21 protein-coding genes are annotated in these 24,549 nt (G+C 71.8%); 8 read left to right on the forward strand and 13 right to left on the reverse strand.

Annotated elements, in window-relative coordinates:
- Nucleotides 1-50: 50 nt before the first annotated feature.
- Nucleotides 51-1,220 (forward strand): oxidoreductase, encoded by a 1,170-nt coding sequence (locus HMPREF0063_RS11060; RefSeq protein WP_007078762.1) that lies wholly within the window; start codon nucleotides 51-53, stop codon nucleotides 1,218-1,220.
- A 10-nt stretch (nucleotides 1,221-1,230) separates the two neighbouring features.
- Here the strand turns inward: HMPREF0063_RS11060 and HMPREF0063_RS11065 are convergent, their stop codons facing one another.
- Genes HMPREF0063_RS11065 through hsaA form a run of 4 tightly spaced genes read right to left on the reverse strand, consistent with a single transcriptional unit; the run spans nucleotide 1,231 to nucleotide 4,866 of the window.
- Nucleotides 1,231-1,866 carry a flavin reductase family protein gene (locus tag HMPREF0063_RS11065; RefSeq protein ID WP_245527707.1) on the reverse strand — a complete coding sequence of 212 codons (636 nt, stop codon included), beginning with the start codon at nucleotides 1,864-1,866 and terminating at the stop codon, nucleotides 1,231-1,233.
- An 8-nt stretch (nucleotides 1,867-1,874) separates the two neighbouring features.
- A complete protein-coding gene (hsaC, locus tag HMPREF0063_RS11070; protein ID WP_007078764.1) occupies nucleotides 1,875-2,771 on the reverse strand; it encodes an iron-dependent extradiol dioxygenase HsaC in 897 nt (298 codons plus the stop codon).
- Nucleotides 2,768-3,700, reverse strand: coding sequence for a 4,5:9,10-diseco-3-hydroxy-5,9,17-trioxoandrosta-1(10),2-diene-4-oate hydrolase (gene hsaD / locus HMPREF0063_RS11075; RefSeq protein WP_007078765.1), 933 nt, complete (start codon nucleotides 3,698-3,700; stop codon nucleotides 2,768-2,770). Before hsaD ends, hsaC begins: the two co-directional genes overlap by 4 nt.
- Nucleotides 3,700-4,866 (reverse strand): 3-hydroxy-9,10-secoandrosta-1,3,5(10)-triene-9,17-dione monooxygenase oxygenase subunit, encoded by a 1,167-nt coding sequence (hsaA, locus tag HMPREF0063_RS11080; RefSeq protein WP_007078766.1) that lies wholly within the window; start codon nucleotides 4,864-4,866, stop codon nucleotides 3,700-3,702. Before hsaA ends, hsaD begins: the two co-directional genes overlap by 1 nt.
- A gap of 107 nt (nucleotides 4,867-4,973) precedes the next feature.
- On the opposite strand from hsaA, the gene HMPREF0063_RS11085 reads away from it, so the two are divergent.
- Both HMPREF0063_RS11085 and HMPREF0063_RS11090 read left to right on the forward strand, forming a co-directional pair.
- Nucleotides 4,974-5,876 carry a DUF1295 domain-containing protein gene (locus tag HMPREF0063_RS11085; protein WP_007078767.1) on the forward strand — a complete coding sequence of 301 codons (903 nt, stop codon included), beginning with the start codon at nucleotides 4,974-4,976 and terminating at the stop codon, nucleotides 5,874-5,876.
- On the forward strand, nucleotides 5,873-7,039 hold the full coding sequence (locus tag HMPREF0063_RS11090) for an FAD-dependent oxidoreductase (RefSeq protein WP_007078768.1): 1,167 nt from the start codon (nucleotides 5,873-5,875) through the stop codon (nucleotides 7,037-7,039). Before HMPREF0063_RS11085 ends, HMPREF0063_RS11090 begins: the two co-directional genes overlap by 4 nt.
- Nucleotides 7,040-7,084: 45 nt before the next feature.
- Here the strand turns inward: HMPREF0063_RS11090 and HMPREF0063_RS11095 are convergent, their stop codons facing one another.
- The 4 genes from HMPREF0063_RS11095 to HMPREF0063_RS11110 are packed head-to-tail and all read right to left on the reverse strand — an operon-like array spanning nucleotide 7,085 to nucleotide 10,583.
- On the reverse strand, nucleotides 7,085-7,762 hold the full coding sequence (locus HMPREF0063_RS11095; RefSeq protein ID WP_007078769.1) for an EthD domain-containing protein: 678 nt from the start codon (nucleotides 7,760-7,762) through the stop codon (nucleotides 7,085-7,087).
- Between the two features lie 7 nt (nucleotides 7,763-7,769).
- Nucleotides 7,770-8,867, reverse strand: coding sequence for a 4-hydroxy-2-oxovalerate aldolase (dmpG, locus tag HMPREF0063_RS11100; protein ID WP_083788909.1), 1,098 nt, complete (start codon nucleotides 8,865-8,867; stop codon nucleotides 7,770-7,772).
- Nucleotides 8,864-9,760, reverse strand: a complete 897-nt coding sequence (locus HMPREF0063_RS11105) for an acetaldehyde dehydrogenase (acetylating) (protein WP_007078771.1) — start codon at nucleotides 9,758-9,760, stop codon at nucleotides 8,864-8,866. The genes dmpG and HMPREF0063_RS11105 overlap by 4 nt, the downstream gene beginning before the upstream one ends.
- Nucleotides 9,761-9,767: 7 nt before the next feature.
- Nucleotides 9,768-10,583 carry a 2-keto-4-pentenoate hydratase gene (locus HMPREF0063_RS11110; protein WP_007078772.1) on the reverse strand — a complete coding sequence of 272 codons (816 nt, stop codon included), beginning with the start codon at nucleotides 10,581-10,583 and terminating at the stop codon, nucleotides 9,768-9,770.
- A 57-nt stretch (nucleotides 10,584-10,640) separates the two neighbouring features.
- Here HMPREF0063_RS11110 and kstD point away from each other — a divergent pair, with 57 nt between their 5' ends.
- Both kstD and HMPREF0063_RS11120 read left to right on the forward strand, forming a co-directional pair.
- On the forward strand, nucleotides 10,641-12,302 hold the full coding sequence (gene kstD / locus HMPREF0063_RS11115) for a 3-oxosteroid 1-dehydrogenase (RefSeq protein ID WP_007078773.1): 1,662 nt from the start codon (nucleotides 10,641-10,643) through the stop codon (nucleotides 12,300-12,302).
- On the forward strand, nucleotides 12,302-13,186 hold the full coding sequence (locus HMPREF0063_RS11120) for a MaoC/PaaZ C-terminal domain-containing protein (RefSeq protein WP_007078774.1): 885 nt from the start codon (nucleotides 12,302-12,304) through the stop codon (nucleotides 13,184-13,186). Before kstD ends, HMPREF0063_RS11120 begins: the two co-directional genes overlap by 1 nt.
- Nucleotides 13,187-13,302: 116 nt before the next feature.
- On the opposite strand, the gene HMPREF0063_RS11125 is transcribed toward HMPREF0063_RS11120, so the two are convergent.
- From HMPREF0063_RS11125 to HMPREF0063_RS11135, 3 genes are read right to left on the reverse strand one after another with little or no spacing between them, the layout of a single operon-like run.
- Nucleotides 13,303-14,469: a lipid-transfer protein gene (locus tag HMPREF0063_RS11125; RefSeq protein ID WP_007078775.1), complete on the reverse strand. Its 1,167-nt coding sequence runs from the start codon at nucleotides 14,467-14,469 to the stop codon at nucleotides 13,303-13,305.
- Complete coding sequence (locus tag HMPREF0063_RS17215) at nucleotides 14,466-15,761, reverse strand: OB-fold domain-containing protein (RefSeq protein WP_007078776.1); 1,296 nt, start codon at nucleotides 15,759-15,761, stop codon at nucleotides 14,466-14,468. The genes HMPREF0063_RS11125 and HMPREF0063_RS17215 overlap by 4 nt, the downstream gene beginning before the upstream one ends.
- Nucleotides 15,758-17,959 (reverse strand): acyl-CoA dehydrogenase family protein, encoded by a 2,202-nt coding sequence (locus HMPREF0063_RS11135; protein ID WP_007078777.1) that lies wholly within the window; start codon nucleotides 17,957-17,959, stop codon nucleotides 15,758-15,760. Before HMPREF0063_RS11135 ends, HMPREF0063_RS17215 begins: the two co-directional genes overlap by 4 nt.
- Before the next feature lie 62 nt (nucleotides 17,960-18,021).
- Between HMPREF0063_RS11135 and HMPREF0063_RS11140 the strand changes: the two genes are divergently transcribed.
- The gene (locus HMPREF0063_RS11140) at nucleotides 18,022-18,969 is read left to right on the forward strand and encodes an alpha/beta fold hydrolase (RefSeq protein ID WP_211208728.1); all 948 of its coding nucleotides are present in this window, start codon (nucleotides 18,022-18,024) and stop codon (nucleotides 18,967-18,969) included.
- A gap of 20 nt (nucleotides 18,970-18,989) precedes the next feature.
- On the opposite strand, the gene HMPREF0063_RS11145 is transcribed toward HMPREF0063_RS11140, so the two are convergent.
- The gene (locus HMPREF0063_RS11145; RefSeq protein ID WP_007078779.1) at nucleotides 18,990-20,393 is read right to left on the reverse strand and encodes a WS/DGAT/MGAT family O-acyltransferase; all 1,404 of its coding nucleotides are present in this window, start codon (nucleotides 20,391-20,393) and stop codon (nucleotides 18,990-18,992) included.
- 52 nt (nucleotides 20,394-20,445) lie between these two features.
- On the opposite strand from HMPREF0063_RS11145, the gene HMPREF0063_RS11150 reads away from it, so the two are divergent.
- Nucleotides 20,446-21,693: an alpha/beta hydrolase gene (locus tag HMPREF0063_RS11150; protein WP_007078780.1), complete on the forward strand. Its 1,248-nt coding sequence runs from the start codon at nucleotides 20,446-20,448 to the stop codon at nucleotides 21,691-21,693.
- Here HMPREF0063_RS11150 and HMPREF0063_RS11155 read toward each other — a convergent pair.
- The gene (locus HMPREF0063_RS11155; RefSeq protein WP_007078781.1) at nucleotides 21,679-23,853 is read right to left on the reverse strand and encodes an acyl-CoA dehydrogenase family protein; all 2,175 of its coding nucleotides are present in this window, start codon (nucleotides 23,851-23,853) and stop codon (nucleotides 21,679-21,681) included. The genes HMPREF0063_RS11150 and HMPREF0063_RS11155 overlap by 15 nt on opposite strands.
- A gap of 91 nt (nucleotides 23,854-23,944) precedes the next feature.
- On the opposite strand from HMPREF0063_RS11155, the gene HMPREF0063_RS11160 reads away from it, so the two are divergent.
- Complete coding sequence (locus HMPREF0063_RS11160) at nucleotides 23,945-24,535, forward strand: TetR family transcriptional regulator (RefSeq protein WP_007078782.1); 591 nt, start codon at nucleotides 23,945-23,947, stop codon at nucleotides 24,533-24,535.
- The last annotated feature ends 14 nt before the right edge of the window (nucleotides 24,536-24,549 follow it).

Consider the following 24,549-nt stretch of genomic DNA (forward strand, 5'->3'; position numbering starts at 1 on the left):
TCTAATGTAGAACGTGTTCTAGTGTTCTGGTGCGAGGAAGGGCTCACGACATGGCCACCGACGTCTTCGAGCCCGCGGTCCTGGGGCCGGTCCGCCTGCGCAACCGCACCGTCAAGGCCGCCACCTTCGAGGGTCGGACGCCGGGCGGTCTCGTCACGGACGACCTGATCGACTACCACCTCGCGCCGTCGCGGGGCGGGGTCGGCCTGACGACGGTCGCCTACCTGGCCGTCGCGCCGGAGGGTCGCACGTACCGCGACGTGATCGTCGTCGACGAGCGGTCGGCCCCCGGCCTCGCCCGACTCACGGACGCGGTGCACTCCACCGGGGCGAGGATCGCCGGTCAGCTCGGCCACGCCGGACCGGTCGCCGACGGCCGGTCCAACGGGGTGCACGCGCTCGCCGCTTCGCGCATGCCGTCTCCCCTCAGCCTGCAGATGATCCGGTCGCCCTCCGCGGCCGACATCGCCCGGATCACCGCCGACTACGTGCGGTCGGCCCGGCTCATGGTCGAGACCGGATTCGACGTCCTCGAGATCCACATGGCGCACGGCTACCTGCTCAGCTCGTTCCTCGCGCCGAAGCAGAACCGCCGCACCGACCGGTGGGGCGGGTCGCTGGAGAACCGTGCCCGGTTCGCCCGCGACGTCGCCCGGGCCGTGCGCGAGGAGGTGGGCGACGCAGTCGCCGTGACCGCGAAGATCGGCATGACCGAGGGCTCCCCCGCCGGCTTCTCGATGCCCGAGAGCGTCGAGTTCGCGCGGATGCTGGAGGCCGACGGCCACCTGGACGCGCTCGAGCTGAGCGCCGGCAGCTCGCTGCTGAACCCCATGTACCTGTTCCGCGGCGACGTGCCGCTGAAGGAGTTCGCGGCCCACATGCCGCTGCCCGTGCGGCTCGGCCTGCGGACCCCGGTCGGCAAGCGGTTCTTCAAGGAGTACCCGTTCGAGGAGGGGTTCCTGCGCGACAAGGCCCTGACCTTCCGCGCGGCCGTGGACATGCCGCTGATCGCCCTCGGCGGCATCAACGACCGCGCCACGATGGACCGCGCCATGGCGGAGGGTTTCGAGTTCGTGGCGATGGGCCGTGCGCTCCTGCGCGAACCCGACCTGGTCAACCGGATGCAGGCCGGCGAGACCACCCGGGGCGCCTGCATCCACTGCAACCAGTGCATGCCGACGATCTACACCGGCACCCGCTGCACGGTCGTCGATCCCTGAGGCGGAGCCGTCAGCCGTCGTCCGTCGTGCGGTACGCGCCGCGGTGGTACAGCAGCGGCGCGGTGGAGTCTCCGGTGCCGAGGTCCTCGATGCGGCCGATCACGAGGTAATGGTCGCCGGTCTCGTGGACGGCGTGGATCGAGCAGTCGACCCACCCGACGACACCGTCGAGCAGCGGCATGCCGCCGGCGGTGGGATGCCAGTCGATGCCGGCGAACTTGTCGTCGGCCCGGGAGGCGAACGCGTTGGACACCGCGGCCTGGTCGGCGGCCAGGAAGTTGACGCAGAAGCGGCGGGCCAGCTGGATCGCGGCGAAGGCCCGCGAGGTCTTCATGGGCAGGAACGCGACCAGGGGCGGGTCGAGCGAGACGCTGGTGAACGACTGGCAGGTCATGCCCACGGGCGCACCGCCGTGCACGGTCGTGACCACGGTGACGCCGCTGGCGTAGCGGCCGAGCACGTCACGGAACGTGAGCGCGGCGGCCTGGGCGGCCTCGTTGTCGAAGTGCACGACCTCGCCCGGGAGCCACGCGAACTCACCGTTCTCGGCGCCCATGAAGGAGTCGATCAGCTCCCGGGGCGGCCACGACACGGCCGCGTCGGGGTTCATGCCGTCCGGCACCCCTGAACCTGTCACGGATCCCATGCGGCCCCCTAGCCCGACTGGCCGAACGCGTGGCCCCAGTACGAGACGGCGGTCGACTCGCGGGCCACCCAGCGCTGGTCGTCGACGGTCAGGCCCTCGCAGCCGAACTCGATGTCGAACCCGCCCGGCGACCTGACGTAGAACGACACCATCTCGTCGTTCATGTGCCGGCCGAGGGTCGCCGATAGCGGCGCACCGTGCTTGCGCACCCGCTCCAGGGCGCGTCCGACGTCGTCGAGCTTCTCGACCTCGAGCATCAGGTGCACGCATCGGCTCGGGTTCGGCATCGGCAGGAACGCCAGCGAGTGGTGGCGCGGGTTGACCCCCAGGAAGCGGAGCCACACCTTGGAGCCCGGCTCCTTGCCGACGAACTCGCCCGGCATGCTCATGGAGTCGCGCAGCCGGAAACCGAGCACGTCACGGTAGAAGCGCAGCGCCTCCACGTCGTCGTCGACCGGCACGACCACATGGCCCATGCCCTGCTCGCCGGTGACGAACCGGGCGGCGTACGGCGTGACCACGGGCCGCGACTCGTAGGTGATGCCGTGGAACAGCTCGAACACGTTGCCCGAGGGGTCGGTGAACCGGAGCATCTCCTGGACCCGGCGGTCGGCCAGCTCCTCGGCGGTGCCCTCGGTGAAGTCGACGCCCGCCTTGATCAGGTGCTCACGCGCGGCCTGCAGGGCGTCGTGGTCGGCGAGCTCCCAGCCGACGCAGTCGAGCCGGTCCTCCTCGGCCGGCACGACGACCAGCCGGGCGGAGACCTCGTCGATCCGGAAGTACAGGTTCGCAGGTGTCGGACCGCGGCCCTCGGCCAGCCCGAGCACCTTGACGGCGAAGTGGCGCCACGCCTCCAGGTCGGTGGACCCGACCCGCGCGTACCCCATCGATCTGATGTCGATCATGCAGGATCCCCCTGGCCCCTCGGTCGTTCGACGTGGCGGGACAGGTAGGCCGTGCAGACCTGGCGGAACTCCTCGGCCGCCTCGATCTGGGCCCAGTGCCCGCAGTTCGGGAAGACGTGCAGCGTCGCCTTCGGGATCATCTTGAGTGCCACGAGGGCACCGTCGAGCGGGTTGACCCGGTCCTCACGGCCCCACGTGAGCAGCGTCGGCCGGCGCAGCTGGTGGGCGTCGCGCCACAGCAGACCGTCCTCGTAGCTGTCGGGGTTCCAGAACGACATGCCCATCGACTGCAGGGCCTCCTGCGCGCCCGGTGCGGTGGCGTCGGCGAACCGTTGCGCCACCAGCTCGGCGGTGACCAGGGACTGGTCGACCACCATCGTGGAGATGAAGGCCCGCAGCGCGTCCTCCGACGGCGCCATGGAGAAGTCCATCAGACGCTTGACGCCCTCGGTGGGGTCGGCGTGGAACAGGTTGAGCGAGAGCCCGCCGGGTCCCATCAGCACCAGGCGGCCGACCCGCTCGGGGAACATCAGCGCGAAGCGCATCGCCGTGCCGCCACCCAGGCTGTTGCCGAGCAGGTGGATGCGGTCGATGCCCAGCTCGTCGAGGAAGTCCTTGAGCACCGTGGCCGAGAACCGGAAGTAGTTGCCGACGACCGGCGGCTTGTCGCTCTGCCCGAACCCGGGCTGGTCGACCAGGATCGTGCGGAAGTCCTCGGCGAAGCCCGGCAGGGCCGGACCGAAGTTCGACCAGGCCGAGGCACCGGGACCGCCGCCGTGCAGCATCACGAGCGGGAGCCCGCCACCGAGCGGGGTCGGTGCGCCGGCCTCGTAGTAGTTGAGGGTCAGCTCGCCGGCCTTGGCCGAACGGCGGGTGCTCTCCCGGTCGAGGCCGGCCCGGCCAGCCCCCGACTGCTCCGGGCCCGCCATCAGTACATCCCGGGGTCGACCTTGTGACCGAACTCGAACATGCCGTACATCTGCAGCGCACGCTCGGGATCGTTGGCCGCGTGCACCCGGCCGGCATGCGCGTCGCGCCATGCCCGCTGGAGGTAGGTGCCGGTGGCGAGCGCGCGGCCGCCGGAAGCCTCGAACAGCTCGTCGATCGCGTCGATCGCCCGCTGCGTGCCGAGCACCTGGTCGCGCCGGACCCGCAGGCGCAGGGACAGCGGGATCTTCTCGCCCTTGGCCACGTGGGCCTGCTCCTCGCGGATGTTGGACATACACAGCGCCCAGGCGCCGTCGATCTGGCTGGAGGCACGGGCGATGCGGACGGCCGCGAACGGGTCCGACGACGCCTTCTCGCCGGCGTAGGCCGCGCGGACGCGCTTCTGCTGCATCTCGACGTGCTCGGCGTACGCGCCGCGGGCCATGCCCACGATCGGCGCGGTGATCGCGGTGGTGAACAGCGAGTGGAACGGCATCTTGTACAGGTCGCCGGGGTTCTGCTCCTGGCCCGGGCCGACGCAGCGGCCGGTCTCGCTCATCGAGAGCGTGAACTCCTCGGGGATGAAGGTCTCGGCGACCACGATGTCGTTGGAGCCGGTGCCGGCGAGGCCGATGACGTTCCAGACGTCGATGATCTCGTACTTGTCGCGCGGCACCAGGAAGGTCTTGAAGTCGACGATCTGGCCGGCCTCGTCGAACACCAGGCCACCGAGCAGCACCCACGAGCAGTGTGCGGAGCCCGACGAGAAGCTCCAGCGGCCCTGCAGCAGGTAGCCGCCGTCGGTGACGGTGGCCTTGCCGGTGGGCGCGTAGGACGAGCTGACGCGGGTGGAGGTGTCCTCACCCCACACCGCCTGCTGCGCGTCGTCGTGGAACAGCGCGATCTGCCACGGGTGGACGCCGACGACCGAGCAGATCCAGCCGGTGGAGCCGCACGCCGACGCGATCATGCTGATCGCGGAGTAGAAGTCGAGCGGGTCGGACTCCAGGCCCTCGAAGCGCTTCGGCTGGAGCAGCTTGAAGAAGCCGACCTCGTCGAGCTCCTTGACCGACGCCTCCGGCACCTGCCTCAGGCGGTCGGTCTCCTCCGCACGGTCACGGAATCCGGGCAGCAGGTCGCGCACACCGTCCAGCACAGCTTGGCTCATCGTCAGCTCCTTCGAGGTCCTGACCCCAATACTAGAACACGTTCTAGCAGACGTCCATCCGGGCGAAACGCTGTGAACTGGAACACGTTCTAGGTACCGTCAGGGCCATGGACACCCCCCGCATGAGCAAGGCCGAGTCGCTGACCAGGGTCGCGATCGCGTACGTCGTGGCGTTCGGAGCCGGCGGCGCCTGGTTCTTCGCGGGCCCCGAGACCGCGTGGTTGTGGCTCGACGGACTGATCGCCGACCTCATCGCGACGGTCGTGGTGTTCGTCGCCAGCCGCCTGCACCACAACTCCAGCTTCTACGACGCGTACTGGAGCGTGCTGCCGCCGCTGCTGATGATCGGCTGGTGGATCCGCTCCGACGCCCCCGTCGACGACCCGCGCTCGTGGCTCGTGCTCGGCGTCATCATGTTCTGGGCGATCCGGCTCACCGGCAACTGGATCTACGCATTCCCCGGACTGCACCACGAGGACTGGCGGTACCCGCAGCTGCGCAACCAGGCCGGCCGGGCCGAGGCGGTCGTCGACCTCATGGCGATCCACGTCGTCCCCACGCTGCAGGTGTTCCTCGGCATGGTGCCGGCCTACGTCGTGGTGACCCGCACGGGTCGCGACCTCGGCCTGCTCGACCTGCTGGCCGTGCTGGTCGGAGTCGGCGCCGTGGTGCTGCAGTTCGTCGCCGACCTGCAGATGTACCGGTTCGCGCGCACCCGGCAGCCCGGCGAGGCGATGGACCGGGGGCTCTGGGCCTGGTCGCGGCATCCCAACTACTTCGGCGAGTTCAGCTTCTGGTTGTCGCTGGCGATCTTCGGGCTCGCCGCCGACCCCGACACGTGGTGGTGGATCTTCGTGGGTGCTGCAGCGATGTGCCTGCTGCTGCAGGCCGCCAGCATCCCGCTGATGGAGAAGCGCAGCCTCGAGCGGCGGCCCAGCTACTCCGACGTGATCGACCGGGTGCCGAGGTTCGTCCCGCGGCCCCCGCGCCGCGACCGCACCTCGGTGTGAGCACGCCGCGGGTGGTGGTCGCCGGGTTGGGCGACAGCGGCCTGCTCACGGCCATCCACCTCGCCCGGCGCGCCGAGGTCGTCGGCATCTCGTCGCGCCCCGGCCTGGTCAGTGGCCAGGAGCTGGGCGTGCGGCTCGCCCGGCCGCACGACTGGGTGCGCGACTACTGGATCTCCTTCGAACGCTTCCGACGCCTCGACCCGGTGCGGATCGTCCACGGCACGCTGACCGGCCTCGACCTCGACGGGCGGTCGGTGCAGGTCACCGACGCGGATGGAGCTGCCCGGGAGGAGCCGTTCGACGTCCTCGTGATCGCGACCGGCGTGACCAACGGCTTCTGGCGACGGCCTGATCTGCTGACCGCCGACGACGTCGCCTCGGGACTCGACGCGACGCACGCCCGTCTGGCTGCTGCTGCGTCGATCGCCGTGGTCGGTGGCGGCGCCGCGGCGGTGAGCAGCGCCCTGAACCTCGCGACCCGGTGGTCCGAGAAGCAGGTCGACCTGTACTTCCCGGGTGAGCGCCCGCTCTTGCAGCACCACCCGCGGGTCTGGCGGACCCTGCGTGCTCGCCTGGTCGAGCACGGGGTCGGCCTGCACCCCGGCCACCGCGCGGTGGTGCCCGACGGCTTCGACGGTGACCGGATCACCGAGGGGACGATCGCCTGGAGCACCGGCCAGGAGCCGGTGTCGGCCGACGCCGTGCTGTGGACGATCGGTGGGGTGCGGCCCAACACCGCGTGGCTGCCCCGGTCTCTGCTCGACGAGCAGGGATTCGTCGCGGTCGGGCCGGACCTACGGGTGCCCGGGCACGTGGGCGTCTACGCGATCGGCGACGTCGCCGCCACCGACCCGCTCCGCAGCTCGGCCCGCAACCGCGCCGACAAGCTCCTCGCCCGCAACATCCGGGCCGAGCTGCGCGGGCGTCCGTTGCGGGCCTACCGGCCACCTCGAGGCCGCTGGGGCTCAGTCGTCGGCGTGCAGCCCGACGGACTCCAGGTCTTCGCGACCGACGGCCGGGCCTACCGGTTCCCCGCCTGGACGATCCGCCGGATCCTGCAGGGCCTCATCGTCCGCCGCGGCATCTACCGCGGCATCCGTCCTCCCCGCCGGGCGGTGGATTCGCGACCGAATGGCCCGGCAGGTGGAAACGGGACCGAATGAGGGGCTATTCGGTCTCAGATCCACCGCCCGGCGGGAGGGTGGCCGTCAGAGGGGGTCGAACAGGTAGCGACTGGAGGGCACGAGGTCGAGGTCGCGGTCGGCGCCGATCCGCGTGACGCTGTCCATCAGCCGGGTGAGGCGGTCGGTCAGCTCGGCGTCGTCGCCGTCGCTGCCGTAGAAGGCGTGCATGTCGCTGACGGCCGCGGCCGGGAACAGCTCCTCGACCAGCGCGGCCACCGGCGGGGCTTCGGGGGTCACCGCCTCGACCACCACGTTCTGCAGGTAGCCGAAGGTCGCCTGCGTGGCGATGGCGACCGGGGTGTGGTCGACCAACCAGCGGTGCAGCCACTCCTCGTGGGTCAGCTCGGCCGGGCGACGCAGCAGGGCGACGTTGGCCAGGGCGTCGGCCCGGACGCCTTCGCCCATCTCGGGCGGGTCGATCGGTCGGCGTTCGTCGACCTGCCATCCGGCCACCCGGTCCGACGACTCCCCCAGCACGGCCAGGACGTCGCCGAGCCCGGTCGGCCCGGACGCGGTCCACACGCTCACGACGGCCGAGATGGCCGGCTCTGTCGTCGGGATCCGCATGGCCTGGGCCACCGGCTCGTCGTCGAGGTTGACCTGCAACCGGGTCACCCCGGCAGCGGCGAGCTCCTCGCGCGGCCCGGCGCCGAGCAACGCCCCGGCGCCGTCGCCCCACAGGGCGAACATGTACTTGGTCACGGCTGAGTCACTGACCGCCGCCGGCCTTGAGCATCAGGGCGATGTCGATCAGCTGATCCTCCTGGCCGCCGATCAGCTGGCGCCGGCCGGCCTCGAGCAGGATCTTGGCGCCCGACACGTCGTACCGCTCCGCGGCGTTGCCCGCGTGCTTGAGGAACGACGAGTACACGCCCGCGTAGCCCATCATCAGCGTCATCCGGTTGAGCGTGCACTCCTCGGGCATGGCCGGACGCACCACGTCCTCGGCGGCGTCGACGATCTGCAGGAAGTCGACCCCGGTGTTCCAGCCGAGCTTGTCAGCGACCCCGATGAACGCCTCGAGCGGCGTGTTGCCGGCCCCGGCACCGAAGCGCCGCACGGACCCGTCGATCTGGGTCGCCCCGGCACGGGCGGCGATCACCGTGTTGGCGACGCCGAGCCCGAGGTTCTCGTGGCCGTGGAAGCCGACCGTCGCCTCGCCACCGATCTCGGCGACCACCGCGGCCACCCGGTCGGCGACCCCCTCCATGACCAGCGCACCGGCGGAGTCGACGACGTAGACGCACTGGCACCCGGCGTCGACCATGATGCGTGCCTGCCGGGCCAGGGTCTCCGGCGACTGCGTGTGGCTCATCATGAGGAAGCCGACGGTCTCCAGGCCCAGCTCACGCGCCAGCCCGAAGTGCTGCCGGGAGGTGTCGGCCTCGGTGCAGTGCGTCGCGATGCGACAGATCTGGCCACCGTTGTCCTGGGCGGCGCGGATGTCGTCCTTGGTGCCGACACCGGGCAGCATGAGGAACGCGATGCGGGCCCGGGTCGCGGTCTCGGCCGCGAGCTTGATCAGCTCCTGCTCGGGCGTCCGCGAGAAGCCGTAGTTGAACGACGAACCGCCCAGGCCGTCGCCGTGGGTCACCTCGATGACCGGGATGCCCGCGGCGTCGAGCGCACCCACGATGCTGCGCACCTCGTCGGGCACGAACTGGTGCCGCTTGTGGTGCGAGCCGTCTCGCAGGCAGGTGTCGGTCAGGCGCAGGTCGAGGTCGCTGGTGGGGTCGGTCTGCGACCAGGTGCGGGGCAGCACGTCGACCGAGCGGTCCACACCGGAGACGGGAGCGGGTGCGTTCATCGTGCGATCTCCTTCGCGATCGACTCGCCGACCCGGGCCGCGGCGGCGGTCATGATGTCGAGGTTGCCGGCGTACGGGGGCAGGTAGTCGCCCGCGCCCTCCACCTCGACGAAGATGCTGACCTTCGTCATGCCCTGCGTGGCGGCCGACGCGTCGTCGAACTGCGGGTCCTGCAGCAGGCGGTAGCCCGGCACGTACTCCTGCACTGCGGCGGCCATGCGGAACACCGACTCGCTGATCGCGTCGCGGTCGGCGTCGGCCGACACCCCGCAGAAGATCGTGTCGCGCATGATCATCGGCGGGTCGGCCGGGTTGAGGATGATGATCGCCTTGCCGCGCTCGGCCCCGCCGATCGTCTCGACCCCGGCACTGGTGGTGCGGGTGAACTCGTCGATGTTGGCGCGGGTGCCGGGTCCGGCCGAGGCGCTGGAGACCGACGCGACGATCTCGGCGTAGGGCACGGCGGTGACCCGCGAGACCGCGTTGACCATCGGGATCGTGGCCTGACCGCCGCAGGTGATCATGTTGACGTTCATCGCCGTGACGTGCTCCTCGCCGTTGACCGGCGGGATGACCGCCGGACCCACGGCTGCGGGGGTCAGGTCGATCGCCCGGATGCCCGCCTCGGCGTAGCGGGGCGCGTACTCGCGGTGCACGTACGCCGAGGTGGCCTCGAAGATCAGGTCGGGCAGCTCGTCACCCTTCAGCAACCAGTCGACCCCCTCGTGCGACGCCTCGACGCCGCGCTTGCGGGCCAGCTCGAGGCCCTCGGACGTGGGATCGACGCCGATCATCCACCGGGGTTCGATCGTGTCGCTGCGGAGCAGCTTGTACAGCAGGTCGGTGCCGATGTTGCCCGGCCCGACGATGGCTGCGGTGACCTTGGTGCTCATCTGGTGCTCACTCCTCGAACGACACGGTCAGGGGCTCGAACCCGCTGATGGACGCCGTGACGCGGTCACCCGCGGCGAACGGCACGAAGGGGCCGAGGGCCCCGGACAGGATCAGGTGGCCGGCCCGCAGTGGGTCCCCGAAGCGGGCGGCCTGGACGGCGAGCCACCGGAGGGCCTCCAGCGGATCGCCGAGGCAGGCCGCACCGGTGCCCGACGAGCGCTCCTCGTCGTTGATGGTCAGGCTCATCAGGACGTCCCGCGGCTCGATCTCACCGAGCGGGAGCCCGGCGTCACCGACGACGTAGAGGCCGCTCGACGCGTTGTCGGCGACGGTGTCGGTGAACTCGATGTCCCAGTCGGCGATGCGGGAGTCGACGATCTCCAGCGCCGGGAGCGCCACGTCGACCGCGGCGCGGACGAGGTCGAGGGTGATCTGCTCCTCGGGCACGTCGATGTCGGCGCCGAGTCGGAACGCGACCTCTGCCTCGACCCGCGGCTGCAGCAGGGTGCGCATCGAGATCGGGGTGCCGTCGGTGCCGTGGCTCACGTCCATGTCGCTGAGCAGGTAGCCGAAGTCGGGCTGGTCGACCCCGAGCTGCTGCTGGACGGCCACCGAGGTGGCGCCGATCTTGCGGCCCACCACGGTCGCGCCGGCGGCCAACCGGTCCCGCACCAGACCCTGCTGCACGGCGTACGCCGCGGCCAGGTCGTCGGTGCCGATCAGGTCGCGGACCGCAGCGCACGGCACCCGGGTCCGCAGGGCCAGCGCCAGCCGGTCGGTGGCGGCCGCGACGGCCGTGGGATCTGCCTGGGTGGAGGACACCTCGCCATACTAGAACCTGTTACAGTTTTGCGGAACCCAGCCCCGACCGGAGGTCCGATGGAACACACCTACGACGTCGTCGTCGTCGGCGCCGGAGGAGCGGGCATGACCGCCGCCCTCGCCGCCGCCAAGCGTGGCCTCGACACCGTCCTCATCGAGAAGAGCGAGCACTTCGGTGGTTCCACCGCACGGTCGGGCGGCGGCGTCTGGGTCCCCGGCAACCGTGCACTCCGCTCCGCCGGTCAGGTCGCCGAGGACGACGCGGACCGGTCCAAGGAGTACCTCGACGCGATCGTTGGCGACACCGTGCCGAAGGCGCGCCGCGACACCTTCGTCGACCGCGGCCCCGAGGTCATCGACTTCGTGCTGGACCACACCCCGCTGAAGCTGGCGTGGGTCCCCCGGTACTCCGACTACCTGCCCGAGCGCCCGGGTGGCCGGGCGGACGGCCGCAGCGTGGAACCGGTGCCGATGGACGGCCGCGTCCTGGGTGCCGAGCTGGAGCACCTGCACCCGCCGTACACCAAGGCGCCGGCCAACCTCATCGTCATGCAGGCCGACTTCCGCAAGATCAGCCTGGGCCTGCGAGGCTGGTTCACCATGGCGCGCATCATCGGCGCAAGGATGGTCAACACCCTGCGCGGCCGCAAGATGTACGCGATGGGCAACGCCCTCACGATCAGCCTGCGCAAGGGGCTGATGGACGCCGGTGTCCCCGTGCACTACGACACCCCGCTGACCGACCTCGTCGTCGAGGACGGCCGGGTCGTGGGGGTCACCGCGGTGCGCGACGGCGAGGAGGTCGTCTACCGCGCCCGCCACGGCGTGATCCTCGGCTCGGGCGGGTTCGAGAAGAGCGAGGCCCTGCGCGAGAAGCTGCTCCCCCACCCGACCGACGCCGGGTGGAGCACCGGGTCCCCGTACAACACCGGCGCCGGCATCGAGGCCGGCATCGCCGTCGGCGCAGCCACCGACCTGATGGACGACGCGTGGTGGGGCCCCACCATCCCGCTGCCGTCCGGCCCCTGGTTCTGCCTGGCCGAGCGCAACCTGCCGGGCTCGATCATCGTCAACTCCGCCGGCCGCCGGTTCATGAACGAGGCCCTGCCCTACGTCGAGGCGACCCACGAGATCTACCGGGGCGAGGCCACCGGCGTCTCCCACGTGCCCGCGTGGATGGTCATCGACCAGCGGTACCGCAACAAGTACCTGTTCGCGGGCCTCGCGCCCCGGCAGCCGTTCCCGGGTCGCTGGCTCAAGAGCGGCGTGGTGCGCAAGGCCGACTCCCTGGCTGCGCTGGCCGCCGAGATCGACGTCCCGGCCGAGGCGCTCACCGCCACGGTCGACCGGTTCAACGGCTTCGCGGCCACCGGTGTCGACGAGGACTTCCACCGCGGCGAGAGCGCCTACGACCAGTACTACTCCGACCCCAAGGTCACCCCCAACCCGTCGCTGCACCGCATCGACCAGGGGCCCTTCTACGCCGTGCAGATCGTGCCGGGCGACCTGGGCACCAAGGGCGGGATCGTCACCGACGAGCAGGCCCGCGCCCTGCGGCCCGACGGCACGGTGATCGAGGGGCTGTACGCCGCCGGCAACTGCTCGTCGGCCGTCATGGGTCGCACCTATGCCGGCCCGGGCGCCACGATCGGCCCGGCCATGACCTTCGGCTACCTCGCGGCCGAGCACATCGCCGCCCGCGCGGAGCAGGACGCCTGATGCCGATCGACCCGTCGGTCGCGATCGGGGCCGTGGTGGGCACCCGGGAGTTCGCGTGGTCGGCCAGCGACGTGCTGCTGTACCACCTCGGCGTCGGCGCCGGGTCCCGTCCCGGCGACTTCACCTCTGCCGACGCCCTGCGCTGGACGCTCGACTCCCCCGTGTCCGACAACGGGGGGCTCCAGGTGCTGCCCAGCTTCGCGGTGGTGGCGCCGACCTTCCACGACACCGAGGCACCGTCGCTGGAGCTGCCGGGCTGCGACATCGACCTGGCCCAGGTCGTGCACGGCGCCCAGGAGGTCCACCTGAGCGGCCCGTTGCCGACCGAGGGGTCGGCCACGCTGACGACGCGCATCACCGACGTCTGGGACAAGGGTCGCGCGGCCGTCATCTGGCAGGAGGGCGTCGCCACCGGCCCGTTCGGCGCCGAGCTGTGGCGCGTGCGGTCCTCGATCTTCGTCAAGGGCGAGGGCGGTTGGGGCGGTGACCGCGGCACCGGGAGTGCCGTGCCCGTTCCCGATCGGGCAGCCGACGCCACGACCACCTACACCGTCACCCCCCAGCAGGCCCTGCTGTACCGCTTGTGCGGCGACCGCAACCCGCTGCACGCCGACCCGGGCTTCGCCGAGGCGGCCGGGTTCCCGGCGCCGATCCTGCACGGGCTGTGCACCTACGGCATCGTCCTGCGGGAGGTCGTCGACCTGCTGCTCGACGGCGACGCCGCCGCGGTCGGCAGCTTCGCCGCCCGGTTCGCCGGCGTGGTGTTCCCGGGCGAGACGCTCTCCATCAGCGCTTGGGACGAGCCGGAGGGCATCGTCGTCACCGCCACGGTCGGCGAGGACGCGCGCCCGGCGCTCTCCGACTGCGTCGTCACCCGCGCCTGACCCCAGACCCCGGTGGTTGAGGTGCGAGCCTGCGAGCCTCGAAACCACCCCCGCACCCCGTGGTCTCGAGGCTCGGGCGCGGGGCGCCCTCGCACCTCGACCACCGGGACCTTGGGCTACCGGCCGAGGACCAGCCCCGAGGTGGGCACGCCGGTGCCGGCGGTCACGAGCACGTGCTCGACCCCGTCGACCTGGTTGACCGCGGTGCCCCGCACCTGTCGTACCGCCTCGGCGATGCCGTTCATGCCGTGGATGTACGCCTCGCCGAGCTGGCCGCCGTGGGTGTTGAGCGGCAGCCGCCCACCCACCTCGATCGACCCACCGGCGATGAAGTCCTTGGCCTCGCCGCGACCGCAGAAGCCCAGCTCCTCCAGCTGCATCAGCACGTAGGGGGTGAAGTGGTCGTACAGCACCGCCATCTGGATGTCGGCCGGCGACAGACCGGACTGCCGCCACAGGTCGCGCCCCACGACGCCGATCTCGGGGATGCCGATGTCGTCGCGGTAGTACGACGACATGACGAACTGGTCGGTCGCACTGCCCTGCGCCGCGGCGACGATCGGCACGGCTCCGGCCCGCAGGTCGCGCGCCCGCTCGGTGCTGGTGACCACGATCGCCACGGCACCGTCGCTCTCCTGGCAGCAGTCCAGCAGCCGCAGCGGGTCGGCGATCAGCCGGGACGCCTGGTGGTCCTCGATCGTGATCGGCTTGCCGTGGAAGAACGCAGCCGGGTTGGTGGCCGCATGCCGCCGGTCGGCCACCGCGACCGCACCGAAGTCGGCCGAGGTCGCGCCGTACTCGTGCATGTAGCGCCGCGCCTGCATCGCCACGGTCGCGGCGGGGGTCGAGAGCCCGTGCGGGTAGGTCCAGGCGTTGTCCAGGCCGTTGGTGTTGACCTGGGCGGCCGCCCACGTCTGGACCTGGCCGAACCGCTGGCCCGACCGCTCGTTGAACCCGCGGTAGGCGACCACGACGTCGGCCATCCCCGTCGCGACGGCCATCGCGGCCTGCTGCACCGTGGCGCACGCGGCCCCGCCGCCGTAGTTGATCCGGCTGAAGAACCGCAGGTCGCCCATGCCGAGCTCGCGGGCCAGGGCGATCTCCGAGCTGGTGTCCATCGTGAAGGTCGTCAGTCCGTCGACGTCCGACGGCGACAGCCCGGCGTCGGCGAGGGCGGCCAGGGTGGCCTCGGCCGAGAGCTGCAGCTCCGAGCGCCCCGACTCCTTGGAGAACTCGGTGGCACCGATGCCGGCGATCGACGCCGAGCCGCTGAACCCGGTCACCGGCGGATCTCCAGCCGTGCGGTGGCGTGGGCCCCGAGGGATACACCGGCGGTGACGTCGAGCGTCGTCACCCCGTCCGTCTCCGACACGATGCGACCGGTGAACCGGAAGGTGTCGTACGGGTGGGCCGGTGCCCCCAGCCGCAGCGCGCACGACAGCACCTGCGTCTGCGGCCCGGCCCAGTCGGTGACGTACCGCTGCACCAGCCCGGTCGTGGTGAGGATGTTCACGAAGATGTCCTTGCTGCCGTGGCCCATCGAGCGGTCGCGGTCGTGGTGCACGTCCTGGAAGTCCCGGGTGGCGAGCGCGGTCGACACCACCAGGGTGGGCGTGATCGGCAGCTCCCAGATCGGCAGGTCGGACGGCGGCTCGGGCTCCGGCTCTGCAGGCGCGGTGCCTGCCGGCCGCCACTTCGCGAGTGTGAGGTCGTCGTCGATCCGGTCGAACCAGACCTCGACGGCGTCGCCGATCGCCACCTCGCCGGCCACCTCGCCGACCATGCGGACGCCCTCGTCGAGGTCAACCAGCGCGAGGGTGAGCGGCAACGCCTTGCCCGGGACGACCGGCGCGTGGTGGACCAGGAAGGAGTGCACGTGTCCTCGGCCGGAGGCCACCACGTGGCCGCGGTCCATCGCGTGGCACGACGGACACACCGGCCCCGGCGGGTGGCGCAGGGCTCCGCACGCGGTGCAGGTCTGGATGCGCAGCTCACCCGCAGCGGTGCCCTCCCAGAAGAAAGCGGTGTCGCGGTTGACCATCGGCCGGGTGGTGCGGGACCGGTCGACCGTCGGACGACCGGTGCCGGGCTTGAACTTCAGAACCCGGAACCTCATCGTCGCGACCTGCTCCTCGCCGACCGTCCACACGCTCTCGGTCGTGATGAACCAGCCCTCGCCGACGCCGGTCATCTTCGGGCCGACCACGTCGGCCAGACGCGTGCTGATGCTGACGACCTCGCCGGGCCGGAGGGTGCGGGCGTAGGTCTGGTCGCAGTTGGTGCCGAGGACGGCGGTGAACCCGGCCTCGTCGAGCGCCGCCATCGTGTCGGGCAGCGGGTCCCCGGGCATGCGCTCGGGGTTGAGCCCGTACATGGTCCACACCTGCGCCATCGCCGGCGGTGCCTCGGTGTCGGGCCCGGGAGCCCACCGGGGGTTGGTGTCGCCGATCGCCTCGGCCCAGTGCCGGATCATCGGGGCGTTGACCGGATCAGGACCCTGACGGGGTCTGCTCCTGCCGCGCGCCTTGATCTCCTCGACCCGCGCGAGCATGGTCTCGACAGCCGGGTCGCTCATCGCGGCACCCGGGGCAGGTCGAGCCCGAACATCGCGATCAGCTCGCGCTGCACCTCGTTGACCCCGCCGCCGAAGCTGAGGACCAGGTTGCGCTTGCTGGTGGAGTCCAGGTACTCGGCGAGCCGGCCGGTCGCCGGGTCCGCCGGGTCGCCGTACGCCGTGACCACGTCGGCCAGCGCGAGGCCGAGCCGCTGCACCTCGTCGCTGGCGAACACCTTGGAGGTGGACGCGTCGGCCACGGTCGTCCGCTCGGTCGACGACGCGCGGGCGACCGCCCAGTTGAGCAGCTCGTTGACGCGCAGCGACGCGGTGGCACGGGCCAGGGTGTCGCGGACCCACGGGACCTCCAGCACAGGAGTGCCGTCAGGAGCGGTGCGTCCGTCGGCCCAGTCCCGGACCAGGTCGCGCAACCCCTCGACCCGGCCGGCCGGACCGAGCATGATGCGTTCGTGGTTGAGCTGGGCCGTGATCAGCTGCCAGCCGCGGTTCTCCTCGCCGACGAGCATGTCGACCGGCACCCGCACGTCGTTGTAGTAGGTGGCGTTGGTGTGGTGGGAGCCGTCGCTGGTGACGATCGGGGTCCACGAGAACCCCGGGTCGCGCGTGTCGACGATGAGCACCGAGATGCCCCGGTGGGGCGGTGCCTCGGGATCGGTGCGCACGGCCAGCCACACGTAGTCGGCCGCGTGCCCGCCGGTGGTCCACATCTTCTGTCCGTTGACGACGTAGTGGTCGCCGTCGCGGCGGGCCGAGGTGCGCATCGACGCCAGGTCGGTCCCGGCGTCCGGCTCGCTGTAGCCGATCGCGAAGTGCACGTCGCCGGCGATGATGTCGGAGAGGAACATCTTCTTCTGCACGTCCGTGCCGAACGCCTGCAGCGTCGGGCCGACGGTCTGCAGCGTGACCGACGGCAGGTGCACGTCGGCTCGGGCGGCCTCGTTGACGAACACCTGCTGCTCGATGACACCGCGGCCCTGCCCGCCGTACTCCTCGGGCCAGCCGACGCCCATCCAGCCGTCGGCGCCCATCTGCTTGATGATGCGGTGGTAGGCCGGGCCGTGGCGGTTGGCGCGCATCTCCTCGCGGTCGGCGTCGCTCACCAGCCCCGAGAGGTACCGGCGTGCCTCGGCCTTGAACGTCCGCTCGGCCTCGGTGAGCTCGGCGTTCTTGCCCGCCGACTCCGTGACCGGCACGTCGGCCAGGGCACCCGGGCCCCCCAGGTGGCGGCTGATGTCGCGGACCAGGGAGAAGTAGCCCGACATCGCATAGGTGATGTCGACGCCCATGCCGCCGTGCAGGTGGTGGCAGGTCTGCATGGCGGGGCCCGCGCGGTCCGCGAACCAGTGGGCGGCGACCGCGAGGTCGTCGGCGGCGGGATCGCCCGCGTCCAACCGACGGGCGACCTCGGTCGCCGTCAGGGTGAACGTGCGCGACGCGACGTAGACGTCGGCGATCTGCAGCGCGACCGCCTGGAACTCCGCGAGGGCACGGCCGAACTGCCGGCGGTCGCGGATGTAGCCGGCGGTCAGGTCGCGGGCACCCTCGACAGCGCCCGCGCCGAGCGCGACCAGCCCGGCGACGGCGTGCCGCCGCACGACCTCGGCGTCGAGCTCGCCGACGACCGGGGCGGAGGTGAACGTGTAGGTGGCCTCACCGGCCCCCCGCGAGGAGCCGGTGTCGGTGCGACTGACGCCCGGACCGTCGGGATCGACGAGCGCGACGACGGGTCCGTCAGGTCCCGTGACCGACACGAGCAGCAGGGCGGGGCCCGTCGGGACCGGCACCCCCACCTTGGAGCCGGTGACCCCACCGCCGGCGAGGCTCGTGCGCGGACGCGTGGGCAGGGCGGCACCGACCTCGGCCAGGGCCGGCGCGAAGGTCAGGTCACCCGCGAGCACCCGCGGGAGCAGATCGGCCTGCAGGTCCGGGGACCCCGACCGCACCAGCGGCAGCAGTCCGCACGCGACGGTCTCCCACACCGGGAGGTCCGACGACCGTCGGCCGACCTCGTGCAGGAGCGCGGCGACCTCTGCCATGCCGAGGTCCTCGCCGCCGAACGACGCCGGGGCCGCGAGCGCCAGCAGCCCGGCCTGTTGGAGGCCGGGCCATCCTTCATCGCGGTCCAGCACGTGGCCGATGACCTCACGCACGTCGTCGAGCACCGAGTCCATGCAGATCTCCTCCTGCGGGGGTGGCATGCTTGCTCCCAGAAACTATAACGTGTTCTAGTCGTACGGTGTCGGCCCCGAAGGAGTCCCACGTGCCCCACTCGGTCAAGTCCTCGCTCGGCGCCCTCCAGCACCTGCTCCCCGACCCCACCACGTGGGACCTGTTCGACCTCCCCCCGGTCGAGCTTCCCGAGGGCCGCTGGCTCGACCTGCCCCGCCGCGGCCGCACCTGGCTCACCGATGTGCCCGGGCCGACGCCCGACGCCCCCGTGATCGTGCTGCTGCACGCGGTCGGCTGCACCGGACAGCTGACGTGGTTCCCCACCATCCCGCGCCTCGCCGAGCGCTACCGGGTCATCGCGTTCGACCAGCGGTGGCACGGCAACGGCATCACCTCGGAGAGGTTCCTGATCTCCGACTGCGCCGACGACGTGGCCGCCGTGGTCGACGCGCTCGGCCTGGACCGGCCGATCGTCGCCGGCTACTCGATGGGGTCGATCGTCGCGCAGCGGGTGTGGCGGCAGCACCCCGACGCCGTGGGTGGCCTGATCCTCGCAGCGAGCACCGCGCACTTCCGCACCAACGGCCGCGAGCGCATCTTCCACGCCGGTATGGAGATCGGCATGGGACTGAGCGCGGCCCTGTCCCGCTCGCAGGTCCTGCGGCGTGCGGGTGCCGCGGCGGTCGACGCGCTCGACGACGACAGCTCCGACACCGCACGCTGGGGACTGCACCAGTGGCGAGCGACCAGCCCCTGGGCCGTGGGCCAGGCGGTCGCCTCGCTGGGGCGGCACCACTCCACCCCGTGGCTGTCGCACGTCGACGTGCCGACCGCCGTCGTCGTCACGACGAAGGACCACGTGATCCCCCCGGACCGTCAGCGCGACCTGGCGGCCGGGATCCCCGGCGCGACGGTGCACGAGGCCGACTGCGGCCACGCCGGCTGCGTGCTGGAGCACGCGACCTTCGTGCCGGCCTTCCTCGAGGCCACCCACGTCACCGTCGCGCGCATGCGTGACACCGCCCCCGCCGGGCGGTAGGTGCGGGACCGCCCCCGGGGTCAGCCGTCGAGCAGGGCCGACCGCATCGCGTCGAGCTCGACCGGGAACTGGTCGACGAGGTCCCACAGCTGGGGCACCAGCTCGCGGCACGCGATCGCCCCGATGTGCATCTGACCGTGGTTGCTCATCACCGTGATGTTGAGGCCCGCGCCGTGGAAGACCGGCCCGAGGGGGTACAGCGCGTCGATCCGCGACCCCATGAAGTACAGCGGCACCGGAGGTCCGGGGACGTTGGAGATCACCAGATTGTGGATCACCGGCCCCCGTTCGGCGAGCTTCAGGTCGCTGACCATGCGCACGGCCAGTCCGAAGGTGCGCGGCGCGGCGAACTCCGCCCACTCCTGCAGCGTGTCGGCCGGGACGGCCTTGTGGTGGTCCTTGGCGTTCGCGTTGCCGACCGACATCTGGGTGATCCGCTCCCGCGGGTCGTCCACGTCGGTGCCCAGTCGGCAGAAGATCGACGAGACCTTGTTGCGACCGCCCAGCCGCTTGGACTCGCCGTGCACCGACACCGGGACGCTGGCCAGCAGGGATGACTCGGGCAGCTCGTCGCGGTCCAGCAGGTAGCGCCGCAGCGCTCCCCCGCTCAGCGCCAGCACGACGTCGTTGACCGTCGCTCCCGGCACGGCCCGCCGGATCTCCTTGATGGCATCCAGCGGCACGTCGGTGTAGGCGATCGAGCGGTGCCCGGTGATCGTGCCGTTGAACGACGTCCGCGGAGCGGTGAGCGGCGCGGCCATCGCCGTGCCCCTGCGGGCGCGGCCGACCGTCTCCACGACCGTGCGAGCCGTCGGCACGAGCAGCCTGGCCAGATGCACCGGCTTGGTGCCGATCGCCGCCAGACCGCGTCCGACCAGCTCGAGGTCCGACGGGGTGCGTTGGTACGTCGCCGCACTGCCGCCGCCGGTGTCCAGCGGCGGCGCATCGGCCTCGAGGCTGCACAGGTACGAGATCATGTTGGACCCCGAGACGCCGTCGACCGACGCGTGGTGCATCTTGGAGAACACCGCGATCTTGCCGCTGGCGAGGCCCTCGATGACGAACATCTCCCACAGCGGACGGGAGCGGTCGAGCGGGATGCCGGCGAGGTGGCCGGCCACCTCGGTGAGCTCGCGGTCGCCGCCGGGTGACGGGACGGCCAGCCGGTGCACGTGCCGGTCGATGTCGAACTCGTCGTCGGTGACCCAGACCGGGAAGTCGATGCGACCGGGCACGAACTTGAGCTTGCGGTTGAACATCGCGATGTCCGACACCCTCGACGACAGCTCGGCCTTGAAGCTCTCGAAGTCGTACCCGCCCGGGATGGTGGTCGGGTCGACGACGATCACCGCGCAGACGTGCATCAGCTGCGCGCCGCTCTCGAGGTAGAGGAAGCTGGCGTCGAGCCCGCTGAGTTGATCCATGGCCGGTAGTCTCCTGACGAGTAGAACCTGTTCTATCAGTGGAGGAGTACACATGTCATCGGGCTTCTCCCGCCGACACGTCGCGCTGGCTGCCCTGTCGCTCAACGCGGTGCGTCCATGGCGCGGGGACCGTGGTGGTATCCCGAGCTTCGCGCTGGGGTGGCCGGTCAGCGAGCTGGCTCCCCACCTGCTCGGCGCGACCGCCCTCGACGTCGCCGCCGAGCTCACGGTCCGCCGCCGCCGCTCGAGGCCGTCGGCCGTCGGACTGGCCGCAGCGGCGGCGACGGCGGTCCTTCTCGGTCAGGCCGTCGCGTCGGCCCGGCGGGTCGGCACCGAGCTCGACGACGCCCTGCGGGAGAGCATCGGCGAGGACTACCTGACGACGCTCGACCTGCCCGGCCCGCTCGACCTGCGACTGCCCCGCGGATCGGTGAGCCGCCCCTTCCGCCTGCGGCAGCACGACGTCGAGGTCCTGCGCGACGTGCCCTACACCGAGGGCGGCCGACGGGCCCACCTCGACATCTACCGGCCGCGCGACACCGACCTGTCCGGGGCACCCGTCCTGCTGCAGATCCACGGCGGCGGCTGGACGATCGGCACCAAGGAGCAGCAGGGGCTGATCCTCATGAACCGCATGGCCCAGCAGGGCTGGGTGTGCGTCGCCGCCAACTACCGCCTCGCTCCGAAGCACCGGTTCCCCACCCAGATCATCGACGTCAAGCGCGCCATCGCGTGGGTGCACGAGAACATCGCGGACTTCGGCGGCGACCCGACCTACCTGGCGATCACCGGCGGGTCGGCCGGCGGCCACCTGTCGGCCCTCGCGGCGCTGACGCCCGGGCTGGCGGAGTACCAACCGGGCTTCGAGGACGCCGACACCTCGGTGTCCGCCTGCGTGCCGTTCTACGGCATCTACGACCTGGCCGGCCTCACCGGCGAGCGGTCGGCGGTCGCCCTCCGGGACCGGTTCCTCGCACCGTGGGTCTTCAAGAAGGACCCCCGCACCGACCTCGAGGACTTCGTCCGCGCCTCCCCGCTGGCGCAGGTCACCGACCACACGCCGGACTTCTTCGTGGTGCACGGGGCCAACGACACGCTCGCGCCGGTGCTGCACGCCCGGGCCCTCGTCGCGGCACTGCGCGAGCGGTCGGACGCCTCCGTCACGTATGCCGAGCTGCCCGGCACGCAGCACGCCTTCGACGTGTTCTCGTCGATCCGCAGCCAGCACACCACCGGTGCGGTCCAGCGCTGGTTGCAGTGGCACCGCGCCACCCACGTGGCAGCCTCAGCCGCGGGGTAGGCCCAGCACCCGCTCGGCCACGACGTTGCGCAGCACCTGGGTGGTGCCGCCGGCGATGGACAGGCAGCGCGTCAGCAGCATCTCGTGCACGTCCGCGCCCAGCTGCGGGTCGTCGGTGGTCAGCAGCGCGGCGGGACCGTGCAGGTCGACCACCAGCTCGGAGGCCTCCTGCCGGTTCCGCACGCCGAGCAGCTTGGCCACGCTCGACTCCGGCCCTGGGCCCCGGCCGCCGATCGACCGCAGGACGGACCGGACCCCCAGCTGCTGGCACACGGTGGCCAGCGCCACCTGCCGACCGACCAGCTCGGCCGCGGGCGGCGAGTCGAGCCCGGCCAGCAGCTCAACCGCGCGTTCGGTGCTGAGTCCGAGCTTGGTGCCGGCCATCGCCACCCGCTCGTTGGCCAAGGTGGTCCGGGCCAGCTTCCAACCGTCGCCGGGGGCACCCACCACGCAGTCGTCGGGCACGAACACCTCGTCGAGGAAGACCTCGTTGAACATGGCGTCGCCGGTGATCTCGCGCAGGGGGCGGATGTCGATGCCGGGCGAGGTCATGTCCAGCAGGAAGTAGGTGATGCCCCGGTGTCGGGCCACCTCGCGGTCCGTGCGGGCCAGGCAGATCGCCCAGTCCGCCCGGTGGGCCAGCGACGTCCACACCTTCTGCCCCGTGAGCGTCCATCCGCCCTCGACGCGGTCGGCCCGCGTGCTGAGCGAGGCGAGGTCGGAGCCGGCGCCCGGTTCGCTGAACAGCTGGCACCAGGTGAGGTCGCCCAGCAGCGTCGGTCGCACGAACCGCTCCCGCTGCTCGTCGGTGCCGTGCTCGATGATCGTCGGCGCGGCCCAGCCGCCGATCTTGAGGTCCGGTCGGGTGACGCCCGCGCGGGCGAGCTCCTCGTCGACGACGAGCTGCTGCACCGCGCCGGCGGCCAGCCCGTACGGCTCCGGCCAGTGCGGCATCAGGTGGCCACTGCGCACGAGGGCCGCGCGCTGCTGGTCCGGCGGCAGCGCGGCGACGGCATCGGCGGCGGCCCTGGCTGCGGGCCGGTGCTCGGCGTCGGCCCCGTCCAGGTCGACCTCGGGGGCCCGCCGACGACCACCCGAGGCGCGGCCCGCGAGACGCACGGCCGCCTCGCCGGAGGCCCCGGTGACCGTCGTGACCACGGCGCGCAGCGCGATCGCCCGGCGCAGGTACAGGTGGGCGTCGTGCTCGAAGGTGAACCCGATGCCCCCCAGCACCTGGATGCAGTCCTGGGCCACCGAGACCGCGCCGTCGAAGGCGACCGTCGCGGCGACGTCGGCGGCGTAGTCCGCCTCCTCGGCCGGGAGGCCGGCGTCCGCGGCGCAGCCCAGGTCCCAGGCCACCGCCGCGACCGACTCGGTCGTCTCGAGCATCTGGGCGCAGAGGTGCTTGACGGCCTGGAACGACCCGATCGGGGCGCCGAACTGCTCGCGGACCTTGGCGTACGCGACGGCGGTGTCCAGGCACCACTGGGCGACCCCCGCTGCCTCCGCCGCGGCGAGCGCGACCAGCAGCCGTCGGACCGTCCCGTCGTCGAGCGCCGGCAGGTGGACGATGTCGTCGCCCTTCGCGGCCACCCGGACCCGGCCGCTGCGGCGCGACAGGTCGATGCCGGCTCCGGGCTCGGCGGTCCACCCGGTGGAACGGACGAGGACCCATCGACCGGCGTCGGTGGGCGCCAGCAACCAGCGCGCGTCGACCACGTCGAGGACGTGGGAGAGCTCCCCCCGGGCCCCGGAGTCGTCGACCGACAGTGCACCGGCGACGGCCACGGCGGCGCCGTCGCCCCCGACGATCCCCGTGAGAACCTCGTCACAGGCCGGGTCGGCGGCTCCGGGGCCTGCGGCCCGGGTCACGGCCAGTCCGACGAGGGTGGTGGCCAGCACCGGGCCGGGCACCAACGCCTGGGCAGCGGCCTCGACCGCGACCAGCTGGTCGAGCAGGTCACCGCCTCCCCCGCCTGCGTTCTCAGGGACGGCGATGCTGGTGAGGCCGGCCTCGACGACCGACTTCCACACCGTGGCGAACGAGGCGGCCGCGTCGGTCTCGGCCTCGCGGACCGCGGCGGTCCCGGCGAGCCCGGCAGCCCAGGCCCGTAGGCTCGAACCCAGCTCGAGGTGGTCCTGTTTCACGCCGACCGGCATCTGTGTCGCCTCCGTGACTAGAACGTGTTTCAATCATATCGATGTCGGGACCGGCCCCAGGTGCGCCGGACCCGGAGAGGAGAGATCGGCGATGACGACCACGGTGACTCCCGGCTCCACCGCCCAGCGCGAGCGCCGCCGCCGCATCCTCGACGCGACCATCGCCCTGGCCGACCAGGGTGGGTTCGACGCCGTGCAGATGCGCGCGGTCGCCGACGACGCCGACGTGGCCCTGGGGACGCTCTACCGCTACTTCCCCTCCAAGATCCACCTGCTGGTGACCGCGCTGAGCCGCCAGTTCGAGCGGGTGCAGGAGCAGTCGAGCAAGCGCCAGGTGCCCGGCGAGACCCCCCACGAGCGGGTCATGCACGTGCTCGGGGTGACCACCCGGGCGCTGCAGAAGCAGCCACAGCTCACCGAGGCGCTGACCCGGGCCTTCATGTTCGCCGACGCCTCGGTCGCGGCCGAGATCCACGAGGTCGGCATGCGGATGACCTCGATCATCACCCACGCGATCGACGGCACCGACGAGACCCGCGAGCCCACCGAGGAGGACACCGCCATCGTGCGGGTCATCGGTGACGTGTGGCTGTCGGCCCTGATGGGCTGGGTCACCGGCCGGACCTCCGCGGCCGAGGTCATGCGGTCGATGGACGTGGCCGTCCGCCTGCTCCTGCGCTGAGGAGCCTGCGCCGG

It is taken from the genome of Aeromicrobium marinum DSM 15272 (assembly GCF_000160775.2).
In the GTDB taxonomy this organism is placed as follows: domain Bacteria; phylum Actinomycetota; class Actinomycetes; order Propionibacteriales; family Nocardioidaceae; genus Aeromicrobium; species Aeromicrobium marinum.